Here is a 21,345-nt window from a genome sequence, read left to right as displayed (position 1 = left end):
TCGTCGGCGCCTGCCGTGCGATCCGATTTTCCGAGGGGCGTCAGTACTCCTGGTTCAGGGCGTCGGCGGCCGGAATCTCTCGTTCGCGGCGTGCGATGAAGTCGCGCAGCGCCTCGTCGATGGCCGGATCCAGCGTCGGCTCCTCGTATTCCTCAAGCATCCGATGGGCCTTTTCCAGGGCGCGCGCGGTCGTGTCCTTGGCGCCTTCGGCGGCCCACTGCTCGATATTGTTGTTGTCGAACAGCTCCGGCATGAAGAAGGCGCGGCTGAAATTCGCCTGCGTGTGCGGGTGTCCCAGGAAGTGCCCGCCCGGACCGATGTCCTTCACGGCGGCCAAGCCCTCGTCGAAGTCGTCCCAGCGGATGCCGCTGGCCATGCGGTGCGCCATCGCGCATTGCTCGGCGTCGACCACGAACTTCGCGACCGAGCAGTGCATGCCGGCCTCGTTCCAGCCGGCGGAGTGCCAGATATAGTTGGCGCCCGCCATCATCACGGCCATCAGAGTCGTCGCACTTTCATAGCCGGCCTGCGCGTCGAGGGTCTTGGCGCCGCCCAGCGTGTTCGAGGTGCGCCACGGCACCCCGTAATGGCGCGCCATCTGCCCGATCATGAAGTTCATCAGGCTGATTTCCGGCGTCCCCGCCATCGGTGCGCCCGAACGCATCGACACGGTGGAGAGGTAATGGCCGTAAATCGCCGGCGCGCCCTTGCGGATCACCTGGGTATAGGCCAATGCGGCCAGCGCTTCCGCGTTGAGCTGCGCCACGGCGGGGGCGGTCGATGCCGGGGTGTTGGCGCCGCCCAGGACGAAGGGCGAGCAGAGCACCGGCTGGTTGCGCCGGCAGAACGCGCGCATCGCCGACAGCATGGTCTCGTCCCAGACCAGCGGCGAGTTGCCGTTGCAGTTGCCGGTGACGACAGGGTGTGTCTCCATGAAATCGGCGCCGAACAGGATCGCGCACATGTCCAGCGCGTCCTCTGCGTTGCGGCCGGAGGTCGTCATGCCCATGAAGGTCTTGTCGGAGTGCTTCATGGACGAATACGTGATTCGTAGATGGCGCTGCGAGATCGGGTGGTCCATCGGCTCCACGATGTGGTGCGCCGACGAATGCAGCGCCGGCGCCACATGCGCCAGCTTGTGGAACATCGCCAGGTCATCGAGGGTTGGGGCGCGGCGCTTGTCCTCCAGGTCGCGCAGGTAGGGCGCGCCCGTCATCGGTACGAAGATCGAATTCGGCCCGCCCAGCTTGGCCGACTTCTGCGGGTCGCGTGCGTGCAGGGTGATCTCGGCGGGGATCGTCGCGATCAGCTCGCGAACCATGTTGCGGTCGAGATGCACACGCTCGCCGCGCACGTCGGCCCCCGCGCGCTTCCAGTCGTCGAGTGCGACGGCGTCGCGGAACACCACGCCGACCTCCTCCAGGATCCACATCGAGGCCGCGTCGATCCGGACGATCTCCTCCTCGCTCATCGGCTCGGTCAGCGGGATGCCGCGCGTCAGGTTGGGCAGCATGCTCTCGCGCTTGCGCTCCCGAACCGCCCGGCGCGCGTGACGGCCGCCCCTGCGGCCCGAAGCCTGCTCCGGCATGGCGCCCTCTCAAAATATACAATATGTACACAATACCTGAGCGGTGCGTTTCGGCAAGAGGAAAGGTGGCCGCGGGCATGACGTCCTCGCTCAAACGCGCGATCGAGCGCGAGGAGTGGGTCGTCGTTACCGGCTGGAGCCCGCACTGGAGGTTCGGCCGCTGGGACCTGCGCTAAATCGAGGATCCGAAGGGCGTGCTGCGCGGCCTGGAGCATGCCGATGTTGTCGCGCGCGAGGGTTTCTGTTCCGACGAGCCGAAAATCGCCCAAACGCTCTTCCGCATGCGGGTTCCGATCAACGAGGTCCAGGTCAGCATGTACGAGGCCGAACAGACCTCGTATCCGGAAGCGGCGAAGAACTACATCGAAAGCCACTCGAAGGGGGCCAGTTACTGGCTGACCGGCGAACTCGACTAAGCCTGCCAGCAGGAGGGCTCAAACGGGCTTGGCCGCATCCGTGTGGCCGGGCCTCGTTTTTTCATGTTCGAGTTCTCCTCGTCCTCTCGGTCAGGCGCGGTCGGTCATAGCCGGGCTTCGCTGCCACGCCGCATCGATCCGCACGTACGATCGGCCCGACAGCGCCCTGTCCCCGCGCGCGCCGATTCCTGCATGATTGGACCGATAAACCAACCATTTAGAACTCGATCCCGTCCGGCATCGTCGCCTTGGACGGACGTAAGCCGCTGAACGGTGGCTTCAGCATACCTCTTGCATATGTACGTGTGGGCGATATAACCTATCATACGGTCGTCCTAATCTTAGTATGATATTATCATCTGCTGAGGACGCCATTAAAGTGGGCACAAGAAAAATAATAGCCAAAACAGTTAGTTACGATAGGAGGCAACACGATGCGACGCTGGATCAGGTCACTGCTGGTAACCTCGGCGGCTGCCGGTATCGGACTCGCAAGTGCAGCAAGTGCGGCGGACTCAATCAAGGTTGGTGTCACCCAGCCTTTAACGGGCGCCGTCGCGGCGTCAGGGAATTATGTGACGAACGGTGCCAAGATCGCCGCGGCTGAGATCAACGCCAACGGCGGCGTGATGGGCAAGAAGCTCGAACTCGTCATCGAGGACAACAAGTCGAACCCGAAAGAGGCCGTGGTCACGGCCGAGAAGCTGATTGTGCGCGATGAGGTGCCGGTGCTGATGGGCGCCTGGAGTTCCACCTACACGCTGGCGGTCATGCCGAAGCTGATGGAATACGGCGTCCCGATGGTCGTGGAAACGTCGTCGTCCGGAAAGATCACGACGTCGGGCAACCCCTGGGTGTTCCGCATCAGCCCGACCTCCGAGATGGAGGCCAAGTCCTTCGCCGGAAACATCGAGGATTTCGGCATCGAGAAGGCCGACATGCTGGTCGTCAACAACGATTGGGGCCGGGGTGCCGCGGACGAGTTCTCCGGGATGCTTGAGGCAAACGGGGTCGAGGTTGGCGTCATCGAGACCATGGATGCATCCGCCCAGGACCTCAGCGCGCAGCTCTCCAAGATCAAGGAATCCGGCGGTGACACCCTCTTCGTCACCAGTGGGGTGGAGCAGCTTACGCTGGTGCTGAAGCAGGCGAACTCGCTGCGTGTGCCGCACCGGATCATTACCACCGGCGGCTCGCAGTCGCCGAGCCAGCTCATCGAGCAGGCCGGCGAGGCGGCGAGCGGCAGCTATCACGTTCTTTTCTTCGCTCCGTGGTTCCCGGAAATGGCGCCGAATGCCGATGTTGCGCAGCGGTTCGTGGATCAGTGGAACGAGAACGGCTACAACGCGGCCGGCCTGACGGAGGGATTCCGCGGCTATGATGGGATCAAGACCATCGCGGCGGCTATCGAGAAGGCCGGCAAGGCCGAGCCGGAAGCCATCCGCGACGCCCTGTGGAACGTCAAGGTGAACGGCGTCAACGGCGACATCAGCTTCATCAAGCAGGGCCCGGAAGGCCGCGAGAGCGGGCAGAACATTCCGAACGTCTACATCGTGAAAATCGAAAACGGCGAGATCGTCAAGCCGGAGTTCTAAACCCGTGCCCTCTGCGAGGCGGCGCCCCTTGCCGGCCAGGCAAGGGGCGTGCCTTCGCAAGCCGAGCGCGTAGCAGGGCCCGATCACACGGCCCGCCGGCCAATTGACGCATCTGGATCGACGGGGGAGGCCAACGCCTTGGACCAGCTACTCCAGCACCTGATCAACGCGCTTATCCTCGGGGGGACTTACGCGTTGCTGGGAATCGGGCTCACCATGATCTTCGGGATCATGAATGTGGTGAACTTCACGCACGGCGAGCTCTACACCTTTGGCGCATACATGTTGTTTTTTGTCGTGATGGTCCTAGGCCTCAACTTCTTCGTGTCGTTGGCCGTGGCCGTCGTCCTTGGGATCATCCTGGGAGCGGCAATCGAGTTTACGCTGTTACGACCTATAAGAGGCGCGAATATAGATACGACGATGCTCGTGATGATCGGCGCGTGGATCGTCATGCAGAACTCCGAGCAATGGATCTGGAGCGGTATCGCGAAGTCGGTCTCGACGCCGTTTCCTTCCGATCCGCTGGTGTTCGGGCCGATCTCGGTTTCCTACTACCGCGTGTTTGTCTTCGCCGCCGCGATCCTCTTGATCGTCGGGGCGCATATGCTGATCCACCGCACCAAGCTGGGCAAGGCGATGCGTGCGACCTTCCAGGATTCGGATACGGCTGCCCTGATGGGCATCAATATCAATCGAATCTATACGGCGACATTCGCGCTCGGTTCGGGCCTCGCGGCGGCCGCGGGCGCTCTGCTGGCGCCGGTGTTCGTCGTTACGCCCACGATGGGTAATATCGCCGCGCTGAAGGCGTTCGCCATCGTGATCCTGGGCGGTCTCGGCAACTTCAAGGGGGCTACGATAGGCGGCTTCATCCTCGCTCTCGTCGAGGAGTTCGGCGCCGGCTACATCTCGTCGGGCTACCGCGATGCGATGGGCTTTCTCCTGATCATCGCCGTGCTCCTGTTCCGCCCGACCGGTCTCTTCAAGCAGGCGGAGCGGATCGGATGAATCGCGCACTCGGACTGGGCTTTCTCGCCTTTCTGGTCAGCATCCCGTTCTGGATCGGCGACCAGTATCTCCTGCACATCCTGATCAACGCCGGCATCTTCGTTATCGGTGCGATGAGCCTGAACCTGCTGCTGGGCTATACCGGACAGCTCAGCCTGGGCCACGTCGCGTTCTTCGGGATCGGCGCCTATACGTCCGCCCTGCTCTCGCTGGGCTTCGACGTCACGACATTCTGGGGCGGTGAACTGGTAGTGGGACCGCAGCCGGTGTGGCTGTCGTTCCTTGCCGGTATCGTGCTTGCCGGCCTCGCGGGCTGGTTCATCGGCCGGATCTCGTTCAAGGTTCGCGGCGCCTATTTCGTCATCATCACGATCAGCTTCGCCGAAGTGACGAAGCTCGTGGCCCTGAACTGGGTGGACCTGACGGAGGGGCCGATGGCACTGATCAGCATCCCGCCGTTCAGCGTGTCGATCCCGGGCATATGGGAGGCCACTTTCTACGGAAAGACGCCGAACTACTACATCATGCTGGCGATCGGCGTGGTGTCGTACATTGTCATCAAGCGGCTGGTAAACTCCCGTCTCGGCCGTGCCATGGTCGCACTGCGCGAGAACGAGCCGTTGGCGATGTCCGTCGGCATCGACGTCACGCGATACCTGGTTCTTGCGGCGGTGGTATCCGCGGCCATAGCCGGCGCGGCGGGCGGCCTCTACACGCACTATGTGCGCATCGTCGACCCGGACGTGTTTTTGTTCATCTATACGGTCACGATGGTGATCATGGTCATCACCGGCGGCAAGGGTACGCTGGCCGGTCCCATCGTCGGCGGCATCATCTTCGGCGTCCTGCCCGAGATCCTGCGGGAGTTCATGGGTCCCGAGGCGCAGTGGGTCACCTATGGCGCCGTCATGATCGCCATCGTCATGTTCCTGCCCGAAGGCATCGTACCGGCCCTCACGCGGTTCTGGGAACGACGCAAGGAATCGAGAGACGCGAGCGACCGGATGATCACAGGTCGCGCCGCCTCGTCCGCCACCGAAACCCCGTCGGAGTGAACGCCTCATGAGTGACAGTACATCCGCCAATGCGCTCTCGGTCGATCACGTGGCGGTTCATTTCGGCGGTCTCGTGGCGATTGCGGACATGACGTTCAGCGTCGACCGGGGAGAGGTCGTCAGCCTGATCGGACCGAACGGGGCCGGAAAAACGACGGCGTTCAACGTCGTCACCGGCTTCCTTCAACCGACCAAGGGCACGGTCACTTATCAGGGGCGGCAGGTGAACGGGCTGAAGCCGCACCAGATCGCCGATCTCGGTTTGGTGCGGACGTTCCAGAAGACCAGCGTTTTCGACACCAATACCGTGTTCGACAACATCCTGATCGGCCTTCACCGGCGCGGCCAGCGCAGTGCCTGGGAGGTCCTTCTATCCCTGCCACGCGTGCGCAGGGAAGAGGAAGAGCTGCGCGCGAAGGCGTGGGACATCCTTGAGTTCGTGGGCCTAGACCGCCAGGCGAACTCGCTTGGCGGCGCCCTGGCCTATGGCGAGCAAAGACTTCTCGAAGTGGCGGTGGCGCTGGCGGCGGAGCCGTCGCTACTGCTCCTCGACGAGCCGGTCTCCGGCATGAACCCCTCGGAGACGAGCAGCTTCATGGACCTGCTAGCCAAGATGCGTGAGCGTCACATCACCATGCTCCTGGTCGAGCACGACATGCGCATGGTGATGGGTGTTTCCGACCGCATCGTCGTGCTGAACGACGGCCACATCATCGCGGAAGGCTCGCCCGAGAGCATCCAGAACAACCCCGAGGTCATCAAGGCCTACCTGGGCGAGGGGGCAGAGCATGTTGGCAATTGAAGGCTTGAGTTGCCGGTACAACAAGATCACGGCGGTCAAGGGCGTCTCGCTCGAAGTGAAGGAGGGCGAGCTGGTCACGCTCATCGGCGCGAACGGTGCCGGCAAGACGACGACGCTGCGTGCCCTGTCCGGCCTGGTGCGCGATCTCGACGGCCGCATCGTCTTCGAGGGCGAGGACATCACCGGGGCGCCGCCACGCGACATCATCGCGCGCGGCATCGCGCACTGTCCCGAAGGGCGGCGGGTCTTCCCGTACATGACCGTCGAAGAGAACCTGGAGATGGGCGCATACCTGCGCCAGACGGGCAACGGCATCAACTCGGACATGGAGCGGGTCTACGAGCAGTTTCCGGTGCTCAAGGAACGGCGGAAACAGGCGGCCGGCACGCTTTCCGGCGGCGAGCAGCAGATGCTGGCCATCGGTCGTGCGCTGATGTCGCGGCCCAAGTTGATCCTGTTCGACGAGCCGTCGCTCGGACTGGCGCCGAATATCGTGCAAAAGACCTTCGGCATCATCTCGGAAATCTGCCGGCAGGGCACGACGGTGCTGATGGTGGAACAGAACGCTTACGGCGCGCTTGGCATGTGCCACAGGTCGTACCTGCTTGAATCCGGAGAGGTCGTGTTGACCGGAACCGGCTCGGACATGCTCGACAATCCGCATGTTCGCGAGGCTTATCTCGGCGGCTGACAACAAAAAGGGACGGGGCCGACGCCCCGTCCCGAACCGCCGTCAGCTCTGACCGATTTCCGGTTTATCCCCGGCCCAACAGGCGATTGAAGAAGCGGCGCAGGCGCGCGCCCAGCACGCCCAGAACCAGCGATACCGCATTGACGTCATTGCCCGCGTTGCCGGCGTCTCCATCGCCGGTAGCGGGTTGCTCGCCGCTTAGCATGCGTTCCAGATTGCCCGCGAACTGCTGCGCCAGCCGGTCCGCGAAATCCTCGACGAGGCCGCCTCGGGCAAACTGGGCCAGCGCGCCCGACAGCCCGTAGCGCACGCTGATGGCAACGTCGGTCGCTCCGCCGCCGTCGGCCTCGTGCAGCGCGTAGTCGACCTCGGCCGTGACACGCGTTCCGGTCCGCTGGTCGCGGCCAGTCCCGAAAAGCTTGCCCCGGTATGCGTCCTCGACGCGCTCGTTGTCCGCCTCGCCGTCGAACGCGGCAGAGATCGGGCCGAACTTGACCCGCATGACGCCGATCATGCGACCCGCCTCGTCGATCTCGCTGACGTGGGCGCCGGGCATGCAACGGGCCAGGGCGGCGATATCCTCGAACTGCTCCCAGACCTGCTCGCGCGGGCCTGAAATGCGCAGGGAGCGCTGCATCTCGTTCAATGGCCGGGGGCCGGATGCCGCCTTGTCCCCGCTCGCGGCGGATTTGCGGGCCTTGGTCGCGACGGGTTTGACCGCTTCGGCCGGCTTTGCGACGGCTTCCGCCGCATTGGCTGCCGCATGCCCGGAGCCCACCGGCCCCAGTTCGGAACGCGCGGTGAAGCCGTCGCTCGCCCCGTTCCGCCGGCGTGCCTCGATGACCTGCCGGATCGCGCGCACGATTCCGACATAACCGGTACAGCGGCAGAGGTTGCCGCTCAATTCATGCCGGATACGGGTTTCGTCGGCATCGGGAAAGCGCCGCACGATGTCGCGGGCGGTCACCATCATCCCCGGCGTGCAATAACCGCACTGCAGGCCATGCTGTTCCTGGAAAGCGCGGCGCAGTTCTTCGGCGATGGGGTCGTCGTCGAGCCCTTCGACGGTGGTCACCTCCGCGCCCTCGCACGCGACGGCATAAGTGATGCAGGAGCGCGCGGGGGCGCCGTCGATCATCACCGTGCAGGCACCGCAGATGCCATGCTCGCAACCTATGTGGGTGCCGGTAAGAAGCTGGTTGTCGCGCAGGAAGTCGGCAAGCTGGGTGCGCGCGGGGATGTCCGCGGTCACCGACTGACCGTTGACGGTAAGCGAGATCTTTTTCATGCGCTGGCAAACTCCAGGGCTCGACGCAGGGCGACCATGTGAACCTGCCGCTTCAGCGGATCGCGCACGCCGGCGTCGGTAAGCATCCGATCCGCTTCCTCGGGCCTATAGGTGTCGAAGGGCTTGCGTTCCGGGGTGTCGCCGAACAGGCGTTCGTTGTCGCCCAGTACGATCGGCAGGGTATCGAGCGCGCCGATGACGATCCGCGCGAAGCCCCGTGCCGGGTCCCATGCGACCGCGGCGATGGCTTCGGCGAATTCGCCGGTCTTGCGGCAGTATTTGTAGTAGCCCCAGCGGGCATCGGGCGACATTGCCGGAATGCGCAGGCCGGCCAGGATCTCGCCCGGCTCCAGTCCCGGCTCGAATGGCGCCTGCATTAACTCCTCGACCGCGACCTCGCGCTTGTCGTTCGCCCCCTGCACGACGGCGCGGGCGCCGAGCGCCGGCAGGACGCAGGGCCAGTCGGCCGCCGGATCGCAGTGCGCGAGGCTGCCGCCGATCGTTCCGCGATTGCGGACCGCGCGATAGGCGATGCCGCGCGCGACCTCGGCCAGCGCGCCATTCGTCACATCCGGGATGCGGCCATCCTCGACATTGGCATGGCTGACGCACGCGCCAAGATAAAGCGAGTCGCCATCCCGCTCGGCGGCGACCAGGTCCGGGATGCCGGTGATATCGACCAGCAGATCGGGCTGGGCGAGGCGGAGGTTCAGCATCGGGCCCAGCGACTGGCCGCCCGCCAGGATACGGGCCGTGATGTCGTCGCGCGCCAGCAGCTCGGAAGCTTCCTTGATGCTGCCGGCGCGCGCGTATTCGAAGGGTGCCGGTTTCATGCCTGTCCCCCTTCGCCCTCGGTGCCTTTTGCTTTTGCGATTGCCTCCAGAACGCGACGCGGCGTCATCGGCGTGTCGGTAACTTCCGCGCCGAGGGGCCTGAGGGCGTCGTTGATGGCGTTGGCAATGGCGGCGGGCGGTCCGATCGCGCCGCTTTCGCCGATGCCCTTGACCCCAAAGCGCGTATAGGGGGACGGCGTCTCCATGTGCTCGATGCGGATGTCCGGCATCTCCGCCGCGCCCGGCAGGATGTAATCGGCCAAGGTCGACGCCAGTGGCTGGCCCGACTCGTCGAAGGGCATCTCCTCATAAAGCGCGGTGCCGATGCCCTGGACCGTGCCGCCATGAACCTGGCCGTCGACCACCATCGGGTTCACCAGGACGCCGCCGTCCTCGACGATGACGTAATCGAGGATCTCGGTGTCGCCGAGTTCGGGGTCGAGCGCGATGACCGCGGCGTGGGCGGCATAGCTGAAGGTGCCGCTATCCCGCTTCGGCTTGTAGCCGGCCGTCACCTCAAGCCCGCTGGTATCGACATCCGGGGGCAGGTCCTGCGGCTTGCGATACCACAGCCGCGCGATGTCGTTCAGCGCGATGCTGCTATCGCCGGAGAATACCTGGCCGCCGGCGATTCGCAGATCCTCCGGCTTGGCCTGGAGGAGATGCGCGGCGATGGCCTTGATACGATCGCCAAGCTGCTCGCAGGCCGTGGCGACGCCGCCGCCGGCCATGACCATGCTGCGCGAGCCCCAGGTGCCGGTGGAGTAGGGCGTCAGGCCGGTATCGCCATGCACGATCTTGATGCGCGCGGTGTCGATGCCGAGAACCTCGTGCGCGACCTGCGCCAGCGTCGTTTCCATGCTTTGTCCGTGCGAATGCACGCCGACGCGGATTTCCAGCCCGCCGTCCGGCGTCATCCGTACACCTGCCTGTTCGTGGCCGGGAACCATCGGAATGCCCCAGCCGGCGTAGACGGAGGTACCGTGCGCGCCCTGCTCGCAAAAGATGGACATGCCGATTCCGATCAGACGGCCGTCCTTCTCGCCTTCGGCCTGACGTTTCCGCCACGCCGGGATGTCCACGGCCGCAACGGCCCGGCGCAGGGCCTCGGGGTAGTCGCCGCTGTCGAAATGCTTCTTCGTAATGTTGTCGAAGGGCATCTGCCCGGGCTTGACGAGGTTGGCCAGGCGCACCTCGGCGGGCTCGATCCCCAGTTCCCGGGCGATGGCGTCGAGCGTCAGTTCCATCGCGAAGCACACGCCGGTGCGCGCCACGCCGCGAAAGGGCAGGATCGGGCACTTGTTGGTGGCCACCGAGTAAGTGCGGCAGCGATAGGCCTCGAAGTCGTAGGGGCCGGGCAGGATGCTGGCGACCTGCGCGGCCTCCAGGCAGGCGGAGAAGGGGTAGGCGGAGTATGCCCCGGAATCCACGGTCGCCTCGGCATCCAGGGCCAGGAGCTTGCCGTTCGAGTCGGCATAGGCCGTGATCCGGTAGTGATGCTCCCGGCAGTTCGCCGAGGCCGTGAGGTGCTCGCGCCGGTCCTCGATCCAGCGCACCGGGTGGCCGGTCTGCATCGCAAGCCAGCAAAGGCACACTTCCTCCGCCAGCAGTATCCCCTTGTAGCCGAAGCCGCCGCCCACGTCGGGCGGGATGACCCGGATGTTCTCCTCGCTCAGGCCAAGGCATTCCGACAGTCCTGTCCGGACGATATGGGGCATCTGGGTCGAGGTGTAGACCGTCAGCACCTCCATCCGGCTGTCCCAGTACGCCAGCACGGCGCGGCCCTCGATCGGGGCCATGCATTGCCGGGCGGTGCGGTATTCGCGCGTCACCTTCACGGCTGCCTTGGCCGCCGCCGCGTCGATATCGTCATCGACGAAGGTTTCCAGAAAGACGTTGTCGCCCCATTCCTCGTGCACCAGCGCGGCGCCGGGCCGGCGGGCCTGGAGCATGTCGTGAACGGCCGGCAGCTCTTCGAAATCCACCATGACGGCCGCGGCCACGTCCTCCGCCTCCGCGCGAGTGTCGCCGAGGCACATGGCGATGGGCTCGCCCACCTGTCGGACTTTCCCCTCGGCAAGCGGTGGCTGGTCGGACGGCTTGAAACCCGGAAGCGCGGACACCGCCCTTATCGGGGTTACGCCTTTCAGGTCCCTGGCCGTGAAAACCCGGTTCGCGAAATCCTCGGGAATATCGATGTCGCCAATGCGGGCGTGAGCCAGCGGGCTACGCAGGAATGCAACTTCACGGGTTCCCGGCAACTTGATGTCAGCGACGTATTGTCCCCGTCCACGGAGATAGCGGTCATCCTCCTTGCGCAGCAGTCGTGCGCCAACCCCCTGTTCCACGTTCTCCGCCTCCTTGAGTCGGTCAAAACGGATGTGCCGATAGCCGCAGCGGTCACGCCGTTTAAAAGTACTATGATTAGTATGATAAACAGTTTTAAGCGAAGGCTGCAAGCTTGGGAACGGTGGCGCTGCCGACCTGCTTCCCTGCGCCCCCACTGCCGAGGGGCTTATTCGCGAAAGAGTCTATTAAAGCAGATCGATGTCGAGCTTCACGCAATCGCCGCGATAAACGATATCGCCGACATAAACAGCCATGTCCTCGTCGTCGATCACCACGCAATGGGCAATTGCGATCGGGGCGTTGAGCGGGATTTCAAGCAGCCTTGCGGTTTCCGGATCGGCGCTGTCCAGGACCAAGGTCTGGCGCGCCCGTGCAATGGATACGTCGTCGAGAGTGGAAACGACGGACAACGCCGTCTCCTTTCGAAACCGATCGGCGGCGCGATCGTAGATCTGCTTGGCCACGTAGACGTTGGCGATGGCGTAAGGGGTCTTTGCCTGAAACTGCAGACTGCGAAGGAATTCGTAGGATTCAGCCGGCCGGCCTTCACCCGACGCAAGACGCGGACGATTGGGCGCGCCTGCCGGATCGATGAAGTGCGGCACGTTGCTGCGAATGGTGGAGACCAGCGACGACCAGCTTGTCGCCAAGTGCAACCATCGGCGGTTGATCTTCTTGTCGGTGACGAAGGTGCCGCGACCTTGCTGGCGGTCGACCAGGCCCTCTTTTTGCAGGAGATCGACGGCTTGGCGAACCGTCACCCGAGCGACGTGAAACTCTTCCTCCAACTCTTCCAGGGTCGAGATTTTCTGGCCGGGACGCCAATAGCCTTCCTCGATCCGCCGACGCAGAACCGCCGCCACTTGTAGATAAAGCGGCATGCGGCTTCTCTTGTAAGTCGTGGCGAGTTCGTCACTCATTCGGTCTGCCTATCGTTCCAACCTATTTGCTGAGCGCGAGAGTGTGCCGCGCAAGCTCGACCATCCCATCAACTGCCGGATATCTTGAAAAATGGTTTAGCGCACTGCGCTGTCTAGTCCCAAGCGTCGATAACTCCACTTATCAGGTTTCGATTGTATAGGCAATCCAGGTCGATACCTCTGAGTGGTGGTGCGTCGGCGATACTCTTGATGGCCTGAAGGATGTCCCGTTCCGCAGATCGGCGCGCCGCTTCCGCCTGCGGAACCGAAACTTCCTTGAACCGGATATTGTCTCCCGGACGCCGGCGGCCCAGGAGCGGGATATCCGCGGAAATCACGCTGCCGATTTTCGGGTAGCCGCCCGTGGTCTGATGATCCGCCAGAAGCACGATGGGCTGGCCCGAGCCGGGGACCTGTATGCAGCCCGTGGCTATCCCGTCGGAGACCAGGTTGAAGCCCCCGCTGTGCTCAAGCGTGGGGCCGTCCAGGCGCATTCCCATGCGGTCCACGTCGCGCGAGACCGTGAAGGTCGAAGTCAGCAGCGTTTCGACGGCCTCGCGGGTGAACGCCTCGTGTTGCGGGCCCAGGATAAGACGAATCGCACATTCATGACCGATGGAGGGGGGGGCGGCCAACCTCCGCTCGGTTCTCTCCGATGCCCGTGGGAGGGTCAGGGGAAGCGCGTCGCCGCCGCGCAGGGCACGCCCGCCGAAGCCGCCGATGCCCGCACGGGTATAAGTCGACAGGCTGCCCAGAACGGGCTCGATCTCGAAGCCGCCCTCCACCGCAAGGTACCCGACCTGCGAATCCGGCATGGCGCGCACGGCCAGACGTTCGCCGCGATAGACCGTGTGACTGCGATAGCTGGGGACGATGGTTGCTTCCTCGCCGTTCACCTCGAAGCCGGCATGACTTCCGGTGAAAGCGACGCGAACGGATTCGGCGTCGACTTCGAACGTCGGTCCATGGCCCAGGATCTCGATGGCGGCCGCGGCCGGATCGTTACCCACCAGTGCGTTTGCAAGCCGGAGGCTGAACGGATCGAGGGCGCCGGCGACAGGCAGGCCAAAGCGCTGGTAACCGAAACGGCCGAGATCCTGCAGGGTCGTCTGTGTTCCTCCCGTGGCGACGCGAAGCAAGCTTGTCACGAAGCGATCTCCTGATATTCCGGCGTGTATATGCCCTTGGCGGCCTCGTCGCGGATGCGCTCGAACCGGCGGCTGTCGACCGGCTGGAAACTGACTTTGTCGCCGGGAGAGAAGAGCGCCGGAGGCGTGTCGCCAGGGTCGAACAGGCGGATCGGCGTCGCGCCGATCAGGTGCCACCCGCCCGGACTCTCCACCGGATAGATCGCCGTGAGGCTGGTCGCGATCGCCACGGCGCCCACCGGCACCCGGGTTCGCGGGTCCTCCCGGCGCGGCAGCACCAGCCGCTCGTCAAGATCGCCCATGTAGGGATAGCCGGGAACGAAGCCGATCATGTAGACGCGGTACGCCCGGCCGCTATGCATGGCGACGACGTCGTCCGGTGTAAGCCCAGAGCGCTCGGCGACGTCGTGCAGGTCGGGGGCGTGCTCCGCCTCGTAGCAGACCGGCACCTTCCAGTGGCGCGATTTCATCGTGCGCGCGGAGCGGGAGCCGATCAGTGCGCGTACTGATTCGCTCAGGCTTTCGGCGGACGTGCGCAACGGGTCGAAGTGGATCAGCACCGAACGAAACGTCGGCACCGTCTCCACCACACCCTCCGGCGGCTCGGCGCGTATGGCCGCGTCGAGATCCATCACCTGTTCGTTTATCGTGGGGTCGATCGCATCTCCGAACTCGACCACGAGGCCGGTATCACCGGCCGGAAGAAAGGTAACCAAGGGTTTTGCGCTTCCGGTTGGTTCAAGGGCCCTTCGGCGGTTGCACGGCCCACTATATCGTATTATGGTACTAATATTAATATGAATTTGGAGGCTCGCGCCGTCGGAGCTGGCGAGCCGACCCGGAAACCCGGAAATAGTAGGGGCAAGGCCGTGGGAAATATGGTCAATCTTAACGCCGATATGGGCGAAGGCTTCGGCGTCTATCAGATCGGCAACGACGATGAACTGCTGCATGTGATTCGCTCGGCCAACATAGCATGCGGGTTTCACGCCGGCGACCCGATCACGATGCGGCGTCTGGTCGTGGAGGCGAAGCAGGCAGGGGTCAGCATCGGCGCGCACCCCGGCTTGAACGATTTCTGGGGGTTCGGGCGTCGCCGGCTCGACATCAAGCCGGATGACCTGGAGGCGATGGTGGCCTATCAGATCGGCGCGCTTCGCGGCATGGCGCGGTATGCCGAGACCGAGGTCACGCATGTCAAGCCGCACGGCGCTCTCAACAACATGGCGGCCGAGGATTACGACCTGGCCCACGCAATCGGGCGGGCCATCCTGACGGTCGATCCCGGCCTCATCTACGTGGCGCTGTCCGGCTCGGAGATGGAGCGGGCCGCCAAGGATCTCGGTCTGACAATTGCCCGGGAGGGGTTCGCCGACCGGCGCTACGAGGCCGACGGGAACCTGACCTCACGCAAGATCCCCGGCGCCGTTATTACCGATCCGCAAGAGGCTGCCGACCAGGTCGTGCGCATGGTGCGCGACGGCGAAATCACCGCGCGCACCGGCGAGAGCGTGAAGGTGCAGGCGGAATCGATCTGCATTCACGGCGACGAGCCCACGGCCGTGGCCGTCGCGAAGGCCGCGAGGGATGGGCTGGAGGCGGCGGGAATTGCCGTCGTGCCGCTCACGGAAATGAACCTCAAGCGTGCCGATGCCGCAGTTGGCGGCGCCTGATAGAGTTCTTCGGGACATCGGGATCGGTGCCATTGGCAAGGTAGGCGGAATGGAACAGAAAAAGCAGACGATCGCGGTTATTGGCGGCACCGGGGCGCTGGGCTCCGGCCTGGCGCGGCGCTGGGCGGCGGCGGGGTATCCCGTCGTCCTGGGTTCGAGGAAGGCCGAGAAGGCGGTTCAGGCGGCCGAGGAGATGAATGCCGGCGGCTTTCCGCACGCGGTGCGCGGCATGGCCAACGGCGAGGCCGCGGGCGCGGGCGATATCGTCGTATTGACCGTGCCCTTCGCCCATCACGAAGGCATCCTGGCCGAGATCCGCGAGGCGGTTCAGGGCAAGATCGTCGTCGATGCGACGGCGCCCCTGGTCCCGCCCAAGGTCGGCCGGGTCCAGTTGCCCGAGTCCGACTCGGCAGCCTGCATGGCGCAGGAGGCGCTGGGCGAGAACGTCCGGGTGGTGTCGGCTTTCCAGAACGTGTCGGCGCACAAGCTGGACGGCCACGAGCCGGTCAACTGCGATGTCCTGGTTTGCGGCGACAAGAAGGAGGCGCGGCAAGTTGTCGTCGACCTGATCGCGCCACTGGGGCTGCGCGGCGTTCATGCCGGTCCGCTGGCAAATTCCACCGCTGCCGAGGCGTTGACCTCCGTCCTCATCACCATCAACCGGCTGTACAAGACCGACGGCGCGGGAATCCGCATAACCGGCAATCTGGAAAACGCGCCGGTCGGTTCGCCGCAGGCGGCCGATGCGCGCCCGTGAGGTCACGCTGACGGGCGTGGCCGACGTGCCGCCCATAGCGGCGGGCGACGATCTCGCCTCGATCATCGCAGGTTGCCTGGATCGCCAGGGGGTCGGGCTTATCGACGGCGACGTCCTCGTCGTCGCGCAGAAGATCGTTTCCAAGGCCGAGGGACGCTTCGTCGACCTGGCGGCCGTGACGCCCTCGGCCGAGGCGCGGACCCTGGCCGCGGAGGTGAACAAGGACCCGCGCGTGGTCGAGTTGATCCTGCGCGAGTCCGTCGAGGTCGTCGCCAAGCGGCCCGGCGTCGTCATCGTTGCCCATCGTCTGGGGTATGTCATGGCGAATGCCGGCATCGACCGCTCGAACGTGACTTCGAACCCTGAACATGAGCGCGTCCTGCTTCTGCCGGAAAATCCGGACAATTCCTGTGCGTTCTTGCGGGCGCAACTGGTGGAGAAGTTCGGGGCGCGGATCGGCGTCGTGATGTCCGACAGCTTCGGCCGGCCCTGGCGACTGGGTGTTACCGGGGTCGCCCTCGGCGCGGCGGGTCTGCCGGCACTGCGCGATTGCATCGGCGAGTGCGATCTTTACGGCCGCGAACTGGAGGTGACGCAGATCGCCGTGGGCGACGAGATCGCCTCCGCCGCCGCCTTGGTCATGGGAGAGGCGGACGAGGGCGTTCCGGTGGTTGTCGTTCGCGGCCTTTCCTGGCCGCGCGATGACGCCGGTGGCGGCGCGGCGACCTTGGTCCGGCCGCCCGAGGAGGACCTTTTCCGCCGGGGAAGCCTATGAACACGCAGGTGCCAAGTGATGGCGGGCCGACGCGCGATCCCGAGGTGGTCGCGCTTTGCGGCGGTGTGGGCGGCGCGAAGCTCGCGCTTGGCCTGTCGCACATACTGGAAGGCGAGCGCTTGATGATCGTGGCCAATACCGGCGACGATTTCGAGCACCTCGGCCTGCACATTTCTCCCGACGTCGATACCGTTCTTTACACCCTTGCCGATCTGGCCAATCCAGAGACGGGCTGGGGCCGCCGCGACGAGACCTGGTCCTTCATGGACGCGCTGGCCCAGCTTGGCGGCGAGACATGGTTCAACCTGGGTGACCGCGACCTGGCGACGCACGTCGAGCGGACCTGGCGTCTGAGGGCGGGCGAAACGCTGTCGGAAATCGTCGCGGACTTCGCCCGGAAGTTCGGCATCGCGGCACGGATCCTGCCAATGTCGGACGATCCTGTCCGCACCCGGGTCGAAACCGACGAGGGCACGCTTGCCTTCCAGCGGTACTTCGTCGGCCTGAAGTGCGGGCCGGCGGTGCGGGGGCTGTCATACGAGGGGGCCGAGCGGGCAACGGCGAACCCGGCGCTGATGCGCGCCCTTGCATCGCCGGATCTGCGCGCCGTCGTGATTTGCCCCTCCAACCCCTATCTCAGCGTAGCGCCCATTCTTTCGCTTCCAGGCGTGCGCGAAGCGCTCGCGAACGCGACGGCCCCCGTCATCGCGGTCTCGCCGATTGTCGGAGGGCGGGCAATAAAGGGGCCGACGGCGAAGATCATGGGCGAATTGGGCGTCGACGCCAGTGCCGCAAGCGTGGCCGCGTACTATGCGGGCATTATAGACGGCTTCGTCCTCGATAACCGCGATCTCGAAATCGCCGGTTCGCTGCCCGTGCGCGCCATGGTGACCGACGCCGTCATGCAGGATCTGTCGGATCGCGAGATGCTGGCCCGCGTCGTCCTCGACTTTGCCGACCGGTTAGCCAGCGCCCGAAGCCGCTCCGGTAACGGAGGCGTGGCGCAATGATCGAAGCCTCCGGCAACGCAACCTGGATCGTCATTCCGGTCAAGCGGCTCGAATCCGCGAAGCAACGGCTTGCCCCGGTTCTCCCGGCGCATGCCCGACGGGAATTGGCGCTTGCGATGCTTCGCGATGTCCTGGAAGCGGCCACCCCGGTCCGCGGTATTCGAGGCGTTGCCGTCGTCACGCCCGACGAGCGCCTGAGGCCCGTGTGCGACGCCTACGGCGCGACATGGCTGGGCGAGGAGAGCGTATCCGGCATGAACGCGGCCGTTGCCCATGCCGCGAGGGTTCTGGAGGCTTCCGGTGCGGCGCGTACAGTCGTCATCCCGGCCGATCTTCCGGCGGTAAGCGTCGCGGCGGTGGAGCGGGTTCTGGCGGAAATCACGGCGGACGTGGCGATCCTCCGGGACCGGCGGGGGCGGGGAACGAACATGCTTGCCTGTCGTCCGCCCTCGGCCATCCAGCCCCGCTTCGGGACCGGCAGTTTTGCCGCGCACATCGAAGCCGCATGGGCGCGGGGGCTTACACCCCAGGAAATCCACTCGCCGGCATTCGCATGCGATGTGGATACGCCGGAAGACCTGCTGGCACTTACGCGCGGGGCGTGCGGGCGGAACACGGCCCGCTGGATCGAGCATTATCGCGCCGGAATCGAAAGCGGCAGCAACGGCGAGGTGGCGCCTTCGCTCGGCGCCGGTCAAACGACAACATGGGGCAAAGAGGCATGACGATTACGATAGGTGCATCGCTGGATCAGGCCCGCGCGGACCACCGACTGGACGACGAGGCCGTCCGGCGTCTCGCCGCCCAGGCGAATCTTCGCGACCTGACCGAAACGGCAAGCGCGCTACGCGACGCCGGGCACGGCGATGTCGTTTCGTACTCGCGCAAGGTCTTCATTCCCCTGACCAAGCTGTGCCGCGACGTCTGCCACTACTGCACGTTCGCGCATCCGCCGCGCAAGGGCGAGCGGGCCTTCCTCACCCCCGACGAGATCCTGGAAATCGCCCGCCAGGGTGTGGCGGCCGGCTGCAAGGAGGCGCTGTTCACCCTGGGCGACAAGCCCGAGCTTCGCTACCGCGTCGTGCGGGAAGAGCTTGCCCGGCTTGGGTACGAGACGACGCTCGATTACCTGCGGGCGATGTCCGCGCTGGTGCTGGCCGAGACAGGCTTGTTGCCGCACCTCAATCCCGGCGTGCTGACGGCCTCGGACGTGGCCGCCCTGCGGCAGGTGAGCGTGTCCCAGGGCATCATGATCGAGACCGTATCGGAACGCCTGTCCCAGCGCGGCGGCCCGCATTTCGGCTCTCCCGACAAGCATCCGGCGCCACGGCTGGAGACCCTGCGCAATGCAGGCGAGGCCGCCGTCCCCTTCACCTCGGGCCTGCTGATCGGGATCGGCGAGACGCGGGCCGAGCGCCTGGACGCGATCCTGGAACTGCGAAGGCTCCACGAGCGCCATGGCCACTTGCAGGAGATCATCATCCAGCCGTTCCGCGCGAAGCCGGGCACGCGGATGAGCGACGCGCCCGAGCCGGCGACCGATGAACTGGTCTGGACGCTGGCGATGACGCGCATCGCGCTTGGTTCCGAGGCCAATATCCAGGCGCCGCCGAATCTCAGTCCCGATGGATTGTCGGTCCTGTTGGAGGCGGGCATCAACGACTGGGGCGGCGTGTCGCCGGTGACGCCCGACCACGTCAACCCGGAGGCGCCGTGGCCGCACCTGGACGACCTGGCGCGCCGCACCGCGGCGAACGGCAAGATCCTGACCGAGCGGTGTGCCCTTTATCCGGCGTATGCCCGGAACCTCGACCGCTGGGTCGATCCGGCCCTGCGCACGCAAGTGCTGCGCATGGTGGACGGGCAGGGCTTTCCCCGGATCGACGATTGGACACCCGGCGCGGACGCGCCGCCGCCGACCCAGCCCGTGCCGGCCGTCCCGGTGATGACCCGCTCCGGCGGCGACGAGGTCGGCCGCATTCTCGGGCGCGCCCGTGATGGAGAACGCCTTGACGAGGCGGAGATCGCCCGTCTGTTCGAAGCGCGCGGGCCGGAGTTCGCGCGGGTGTGCGCCGCGGCCGATTCACTGCGCCATGAGACCTGCGGCGAACACGTGACCTACGTGGTCAACCGGAACATCAACTACACCAACGTCTGCTACTTCGGCTGCCAGTTCTGCGCGTTTTCCAAGGGTAAGCAGAACGAACACCTGCGTGGCGAGCCGTATCAGGTAACGTTGGAGGAGATCCAGCGCCGGACGGTGGAGGCCTGGGAGCGCGGCGCCACCGAGGTCTGCATGCAGGGCGGCATCCATCCACGCTATACCGGCGAAACCTACATCGACATCTGCCGCGCCGTGAAACAGGCGGTACCGGAGATGCATATCCACGCTTTCTCCCCGCTTGAGGTGTGGCAGGGCGCGCGGACACTCAACCAGAGCGTTTCCGAACTCCTGGAGCGCCTCGTCGAAGCCGGACTTGGCAGCCTGCCGGGCACGGCGGCGGAAGTCCTGGACGACGAAGTGCGCCAGGTGCTGTGTCCCGACAAGATCGGCACGGACGCGTGGATAGAGGGCATGGAGGCCGCGCATGGGCTTGGCCTGAAAACCACCTCGACCATCATGTTCGGGCACGTCGACGGCTATCATAACTGGGCCCGCCATCTGCTCCGCCTCCGCGACCTTCAGGCACGGACCGGAGGCTTCACCGAGTTCGTGCCGCTGCCTTTCGTGGCCATGGAGGCGCCGCTCTACCTGAAAGGTCGGGCGCGGCGCGGTCCGACGTTCCGTGAATGCGTCCTGATGCACGCGGTGGGAAGGCTGGCGCTTCACCCGCTGATCGCGAACATCCAAGTGTCCTGGGTCAAGATGGGGCCCGAAGGGGTGCGGACCTGCCTGCAGGCGGGGGCCAACGATCTCGGCGGGACGCTGATGAACGAGAGCATCACCAGTTCGGCGGGCGCCCGGCACGGCCAGGAAATGCCGCCCGAGCGCATGGACGAGCTGATCCGCTCGGTCGGACGGACGCCGGCGCACCGCACCACGCTTTACGCGCCGGTCTCCGAGGAACGTCGAATGGCCGGCTATGGCGCGCGGCCGTTGGAGGCCTGGATCAACACGCCGGTCGCCCGACGCAGGATGCGCCAGCTCGGCTAAGCCTATCGGCTCCGCAGCCGCTCGCTGCGGGATCGCCGCATCAGTCCTTCGGACAGCTTCCCCCACCGGGGAAGCGACTAAGATATTGATAAAAACGAAAATTAAACGGAGGGGCAAGCCCCTCGACTTCGCGGCTACCCCCTCATCCTGTCCTTCTCCCCCGACACGGGGGACCTTTGCGAAATGGGCGAGGTGTGATTCCCTGCTTGTGGTTGGCGCAGTGAGGTTGGAATGGCGTTGAAGCGGACGGGTCAGTTGAGCTTTGCCGAGGCGTTTCAGT

Annotated in this window: 18 protein-coding genes and 1 pseudogene; 12 read left to right on the top strand and 7 right to left on the bottom strand. The window is 65.2% G+C overall.

Annotated elements, in window-relative coordinates; all coding sequences use genetic code 11:
- Positions 1-40: 40 nt before the first annotated feature.
- The gene (locus DRB17_RS18105; protein ID WP_114583641.1) at positions 41-1,588 is read right to left on the bottom strand and encodes a trimethylamine methyltransferase family protein; all 1,548 of its coding nucleotides are present in this window, start codon (positions 1,586-1,588) and stop codon (positions 41-43) included.
- 23 nt (positions 1,589-1,611) lie between these two features.
- Here DRB17_RS18105 and DRB17_RS18095 point away from each other — a divergent pair.
- The 6 genes and pseudogenes from DRB17_RS18095 (at position 1,612) to DRB17_RS18070 (ending at position 7,158) form a co-directional block, all read left to right on the top strand.
- Positions 1,612-2,004: pseudogene (locus tag DRB17_RS18095) on the top strand (glycine betaine ABC transporter substrate-binding protein).
- 434 nt (positions 2,005-2,438) lie between these two features.
- Positions 2,439-3,599 carry an ABC transporter substrate-binding protein gene (locus DRB17_RS18090; protein WP_114583638.1) on the top strand — a complete coding sequence of 387 codons (1,161 nt, stop codon included), beginning with the start codon at positions 2,439-2,441 and terminating at the stop codon, positions 3,597-3,599.
- A gap of 138 nt (positions 3,600-3,737) precedes the next feature.
- On the top strand, positions 3,738-4,610 hold the full coding sequence (locus DRB17_RS18085) for a branched-chain amino acid ABC transporter permease (protein WP_114583637.1): 873 nt from the start codon (positions 3,738-3,740) through the stop codon (positions 4,608-4,610).
- Entirely contained in the window at positions 4,607-5,665 is a 1,059-nt protein-coding gene (locus DRB17_RS18080) for a branched-chain amino acid ABC transporter permease (protein ID WP_114583636.1), read from the top strand. The genes DRB17_RS18085 and DRB17_RS18080 overlap by 4 nt, the downstream gene beginning before the upstream one ends.
- A gap of 7 nt (positions 5,666-5,672) precedes the next feature.
- Positions 5,673-6,467 carry an ABC transporter ATP-binding protein gene (locus DRB17_RS18075; protein WP_114583635.1) on the top strand — a complete coding sequence of 265 codons (795 nt, stop codon included), beginning with the start codon at positions 5,673-5,675 and terminating at the stop codon, positions 6,465-6,467.
- Complete coding sequence (locus DRB17_RS18070) at positions 6,454-7,158, top strand: ABC transporter ATP-binding protein (RefSeq protein ID WP_114583634.1); 705 nt, start codon at positions 6,454-6,456, stop codon at positions 7,156-7,158. Before DRB17_RS18075 ends, DRB17_RS18070 begins: the two co-directional genes overlap by 14 nt.
- Before the next feature lie 64 nt (positions 7,159-7,222).
- Here DRB17_RS18070 and DRB17_RS20915 read toward each other — a convergent pair whose 3' ends face one another.
- The 6 genes from DRB17_RS20915 to pxpB all read right to left on the bottom strand — a co-directional run bounded on the left by DRB17_RS20915 (position 7,223) and on the right by pxpB (position 14,412).
- Positions 7,223-8,446 (bottom strand): xanthine dehydrogenase family Fe-S subunit, encoded by a 1,224-nt coding sequence (locus DRB17_RS20915; RefSeq protein WP_114583633.1) that lies wholly within the window; start codon positions 8,444-8,446, stop codon positions 7,223-7,225.
- The gene (locus DRB17_RS18060) at positions 8,443-9,279 is read right to left on the bottom strand and encodes an FAD binding domain-containing protein (RefSeq protein ID WP_114583632.1); all 837 of its coding nucleotides are present in this window, start codon (positions 9,277-9,279) and stop codon (positions 8,443-8,445) included. Before DRB17_RS18060 ends, DRB17_RS20915 begins: the two co-directional genes overlap by 4 nt.
- On the bottom strand, positions 9,276-11,627 hold the full coding sequence (locus DRB17_RS18055; protein ID WP_193725753.1) for a xanthine dehydrogenase family protein molybdopterin-binding subunit: 2,352 nt from the start codon (positions 11,625-11,627) through the stop codon (positions 9,276-9,278). Before DRB17_RS18055 ends, DRB17_RS18060 begins: the two co-directional genes overlap by 4 nt.
- A gap of 186 nt (positions 11,628-11,813) precedes the next feature.
- Positions 11,814-12,491, bottom strand: a complete 678-nt coding sequence (locus DRB17_RS18050) for a GntR family transcriptional regulator (protein ID WP_206607941.1) — start codon at positions 12,489-12,491, stop codon at positions 11,814-11,816.
- A gap of 170 nt (positions 12,492-12,661) precedes the next feature.
- Entirely contained in the window at positions 12,662-13,696 is a 1,035-nt protein-coding gene (locus DRB17_RS18045) for a 5-oxoprolinase subunit C family protein (protein WP_114583630.1), read from the bottom strand.
- On the bottom strand, positions 13,693-14,412 hold the full coding sequence (gene pxpB, locus DRB17_RS18040; protein WP_206607940.1) for a 5-oxoprolinase subunit PxpB: 720 nt from the start codon (positions 14,410-14,412) through the stop codon (positions 13,693-13,695). The genes DRB17_RS18045 and pxpB overlap by 4 nt, the downstream gene beginning before the upstream one ends.
- Before the next feature lie 162 nt (positions 14,413-14,574).
- Between pxpB and DRB17_RS18035 the strand changes: the two genes are divergently transcribed.
- From DRB17_RS18035 to cofH, 6 genes are read left to right on the top strand one after another with little or no spacing between them, the layout of a single operon-like run.
- The gene (locus tag DRB17_RS18035) at positions 14,575-15,369 is read left to right on the top strand and encodes a LamB/YcsF family protein (RefSeq protein ID WP_114583629.1); all 795 of its coding nucleotides are present in this window, start codon (positions 14,575-14,577) and stop codon (positions 15,367-15,369) included.
- A gap of 49 nt (positions 15,370-15,418) precedes the next feature.
- On the top strand, positions 15,419-16,126 hold the full coding sequence (gene npdG, locus DRB17_RS18030; RefSeq protein ID WP_114583628.1) for an NADPH-dependent F420 reductase: 708 nt from the start codon (positions 15,419-15,421) through the stop codon (positions 16,124-16,126).
- A complete protein-coding gene (gene cofE, locus DRB17_RS18025; protein ID WP_114583627.1) occupies positions 16,113-16,901 on the top strand; it encodes a coenzyme F420-0:L-glutamate ligase in 789 nt (262 codons plus the stop codon). The genes npdG and cofE overlap by 14 nt, the downstream gene beginning before the upstream one ends.
- On the top strand, positions 16,898-17,911 hold the full coding sequence (gene cofD, locus DRB17_RS18020; protein ID WP_114583626.1) for a 2-phospho-L-lactate transferase: 1,014 nt from the start codon (positions 16,898-16,900) through the stop codon (positions 17,909-17,911). The genes cofE and cofD overlap by 4 nt, the downstream gene beginning before the upstream one ends.
- Positions 17,908-18,636 (top strand): 2-phospho-L-lactate guanylyltransferase, encoded by a 729-nt coding sequence (cofC, locus tag DRB17_RS18015; protein ID WP_114583625.1) that lies wholly within the window; start codon positions 17,908-17,910, stop codon positions 18,634-18,636. The genes cofD and cofC overlap by 4 nt, the downstream gene beginning before the upstream one ends.
- A complete protein-coding gene (gene cofH / locus DRB17_RS18010; protein WP_114583624.1) occupies positions 18,633-21,065 on the top strand; it encodes a 5-amino-6-(D-ribitylamino)uracil--L-tyrosine 4-hydroxyphenyl transferase CofH in 2,433 nt (810 codons plus the stop codon). The genes cofC and cofH overlap by 4 nt, the downstream gene beginning before the upstream one ends.
- The last annotated feature ends 280 nt before the right edge of the window (positions 21,066-21,345 follow it).

Origin of the sequence: Ferruginivarius sediminum (assembly GCF_003344765.1) — a bacterium.
In the GTDB taxonomy this organism is placed as follows: domain Bacteria; phylum Pseudomonadota; class Alphaproteobacteria; order Kiloniellales; family Rhodovibrionaceae; genus Ferruginivarius; species Ferruginivarius sediminum.
This window is presented reverse-complemented; position numbering and strand designations above follow the sequence as displayed.

Bases quoted from the DNA above. Each gene is read 5' to 3' on its own strand.
- npdG (WP_114583628.1), top strand. From the start codon at position 15,419: ATGGAACAGAAAAAGCAGACGATCGCGGTTATTGGCGGCACCGGGGCG.
- cofD (WP_114583626.1), top strand. From the start codon at position 16,898: ATGAACACGCAGGTGCCAAGTGATGGCGGGCCGACGCGCGATCCCGAG.
- DRB17_RS18060 (WP_114583632.1), bottom strand. From the start codon at position 9,279: ATGAAACCGGCACCCTTCGAATACGCGCGCGCCGGCAGCATCAAGGAA.
- cofC (WP_114583625.1), top strand. From the start codon at position 17,908: ATGATCGAAGCCTCCGGCAACGCAACCTGGATCGTCATTCCGGTCAAG.
- DRB17_RS18105 (WP_114583641.1), bottom strand. From the start codon at position 1,588: ATGCCGGAGCAGGCTTCGGGCCGCAGGGGCGGCCGTCACGCGCGCCGG.
- cofH (WP_114583624.1), top strand. From the start codon at position 18,633: ATGACGATTACGATAGGTGCATCGCTGGATCAGGCCCGCGCGGACCAC.
- DRB17_RS20915 (WP_114583633.1), bottom strand. From the start codon at position 8,446: ATGAAAAAGATCTCGCTTACCGTCAACGGTCAGTCGGTGACCGCGGAC.
- DRB17_RS18035 (WP_114583629.1), top strand. From the start codon at position 14,575: ATGGTCAATCTTAACGCCGATATGGGCGAAGGCTTCGGCGTCTATCAG.
- cofE (WP_114583627.1), top strand. From the start codon at position 16,113: ATGCGCGCCCGTGAGGTCACGCTGACGGGCGTGGCCGACGTGCCGCCC.
- DRB17_RS18070 (WP_114583634.1), top strand. From the start codon at position 6,454: ATGTTGGCAATTGAAGGCTTGAGTTGCCGGTACAACAAGATCACGGCG.
- DRB17_RS18075 (WP_114583635.1), top strand. From the start codon at position 5,673: ATGAGTGACAGTACATCCGCCAATGCGCTCTCGGTCGATCACGTGGCG.
- DRB17_RS18090 (WP_114583638.1), top strand. From the start codon at position 2,439: ATGCGACGCTGGATCAGGTCACTGCTGGTAACCTCGGCGGCTGCCGGT.
- DRB17_RS18080 (WP_114583636.1), top strand. From the start codon at position 4,607: ATGAATCGCGCACTCGGACTGGGCTTTCTCGCCTTTCTGGTCAGCATC.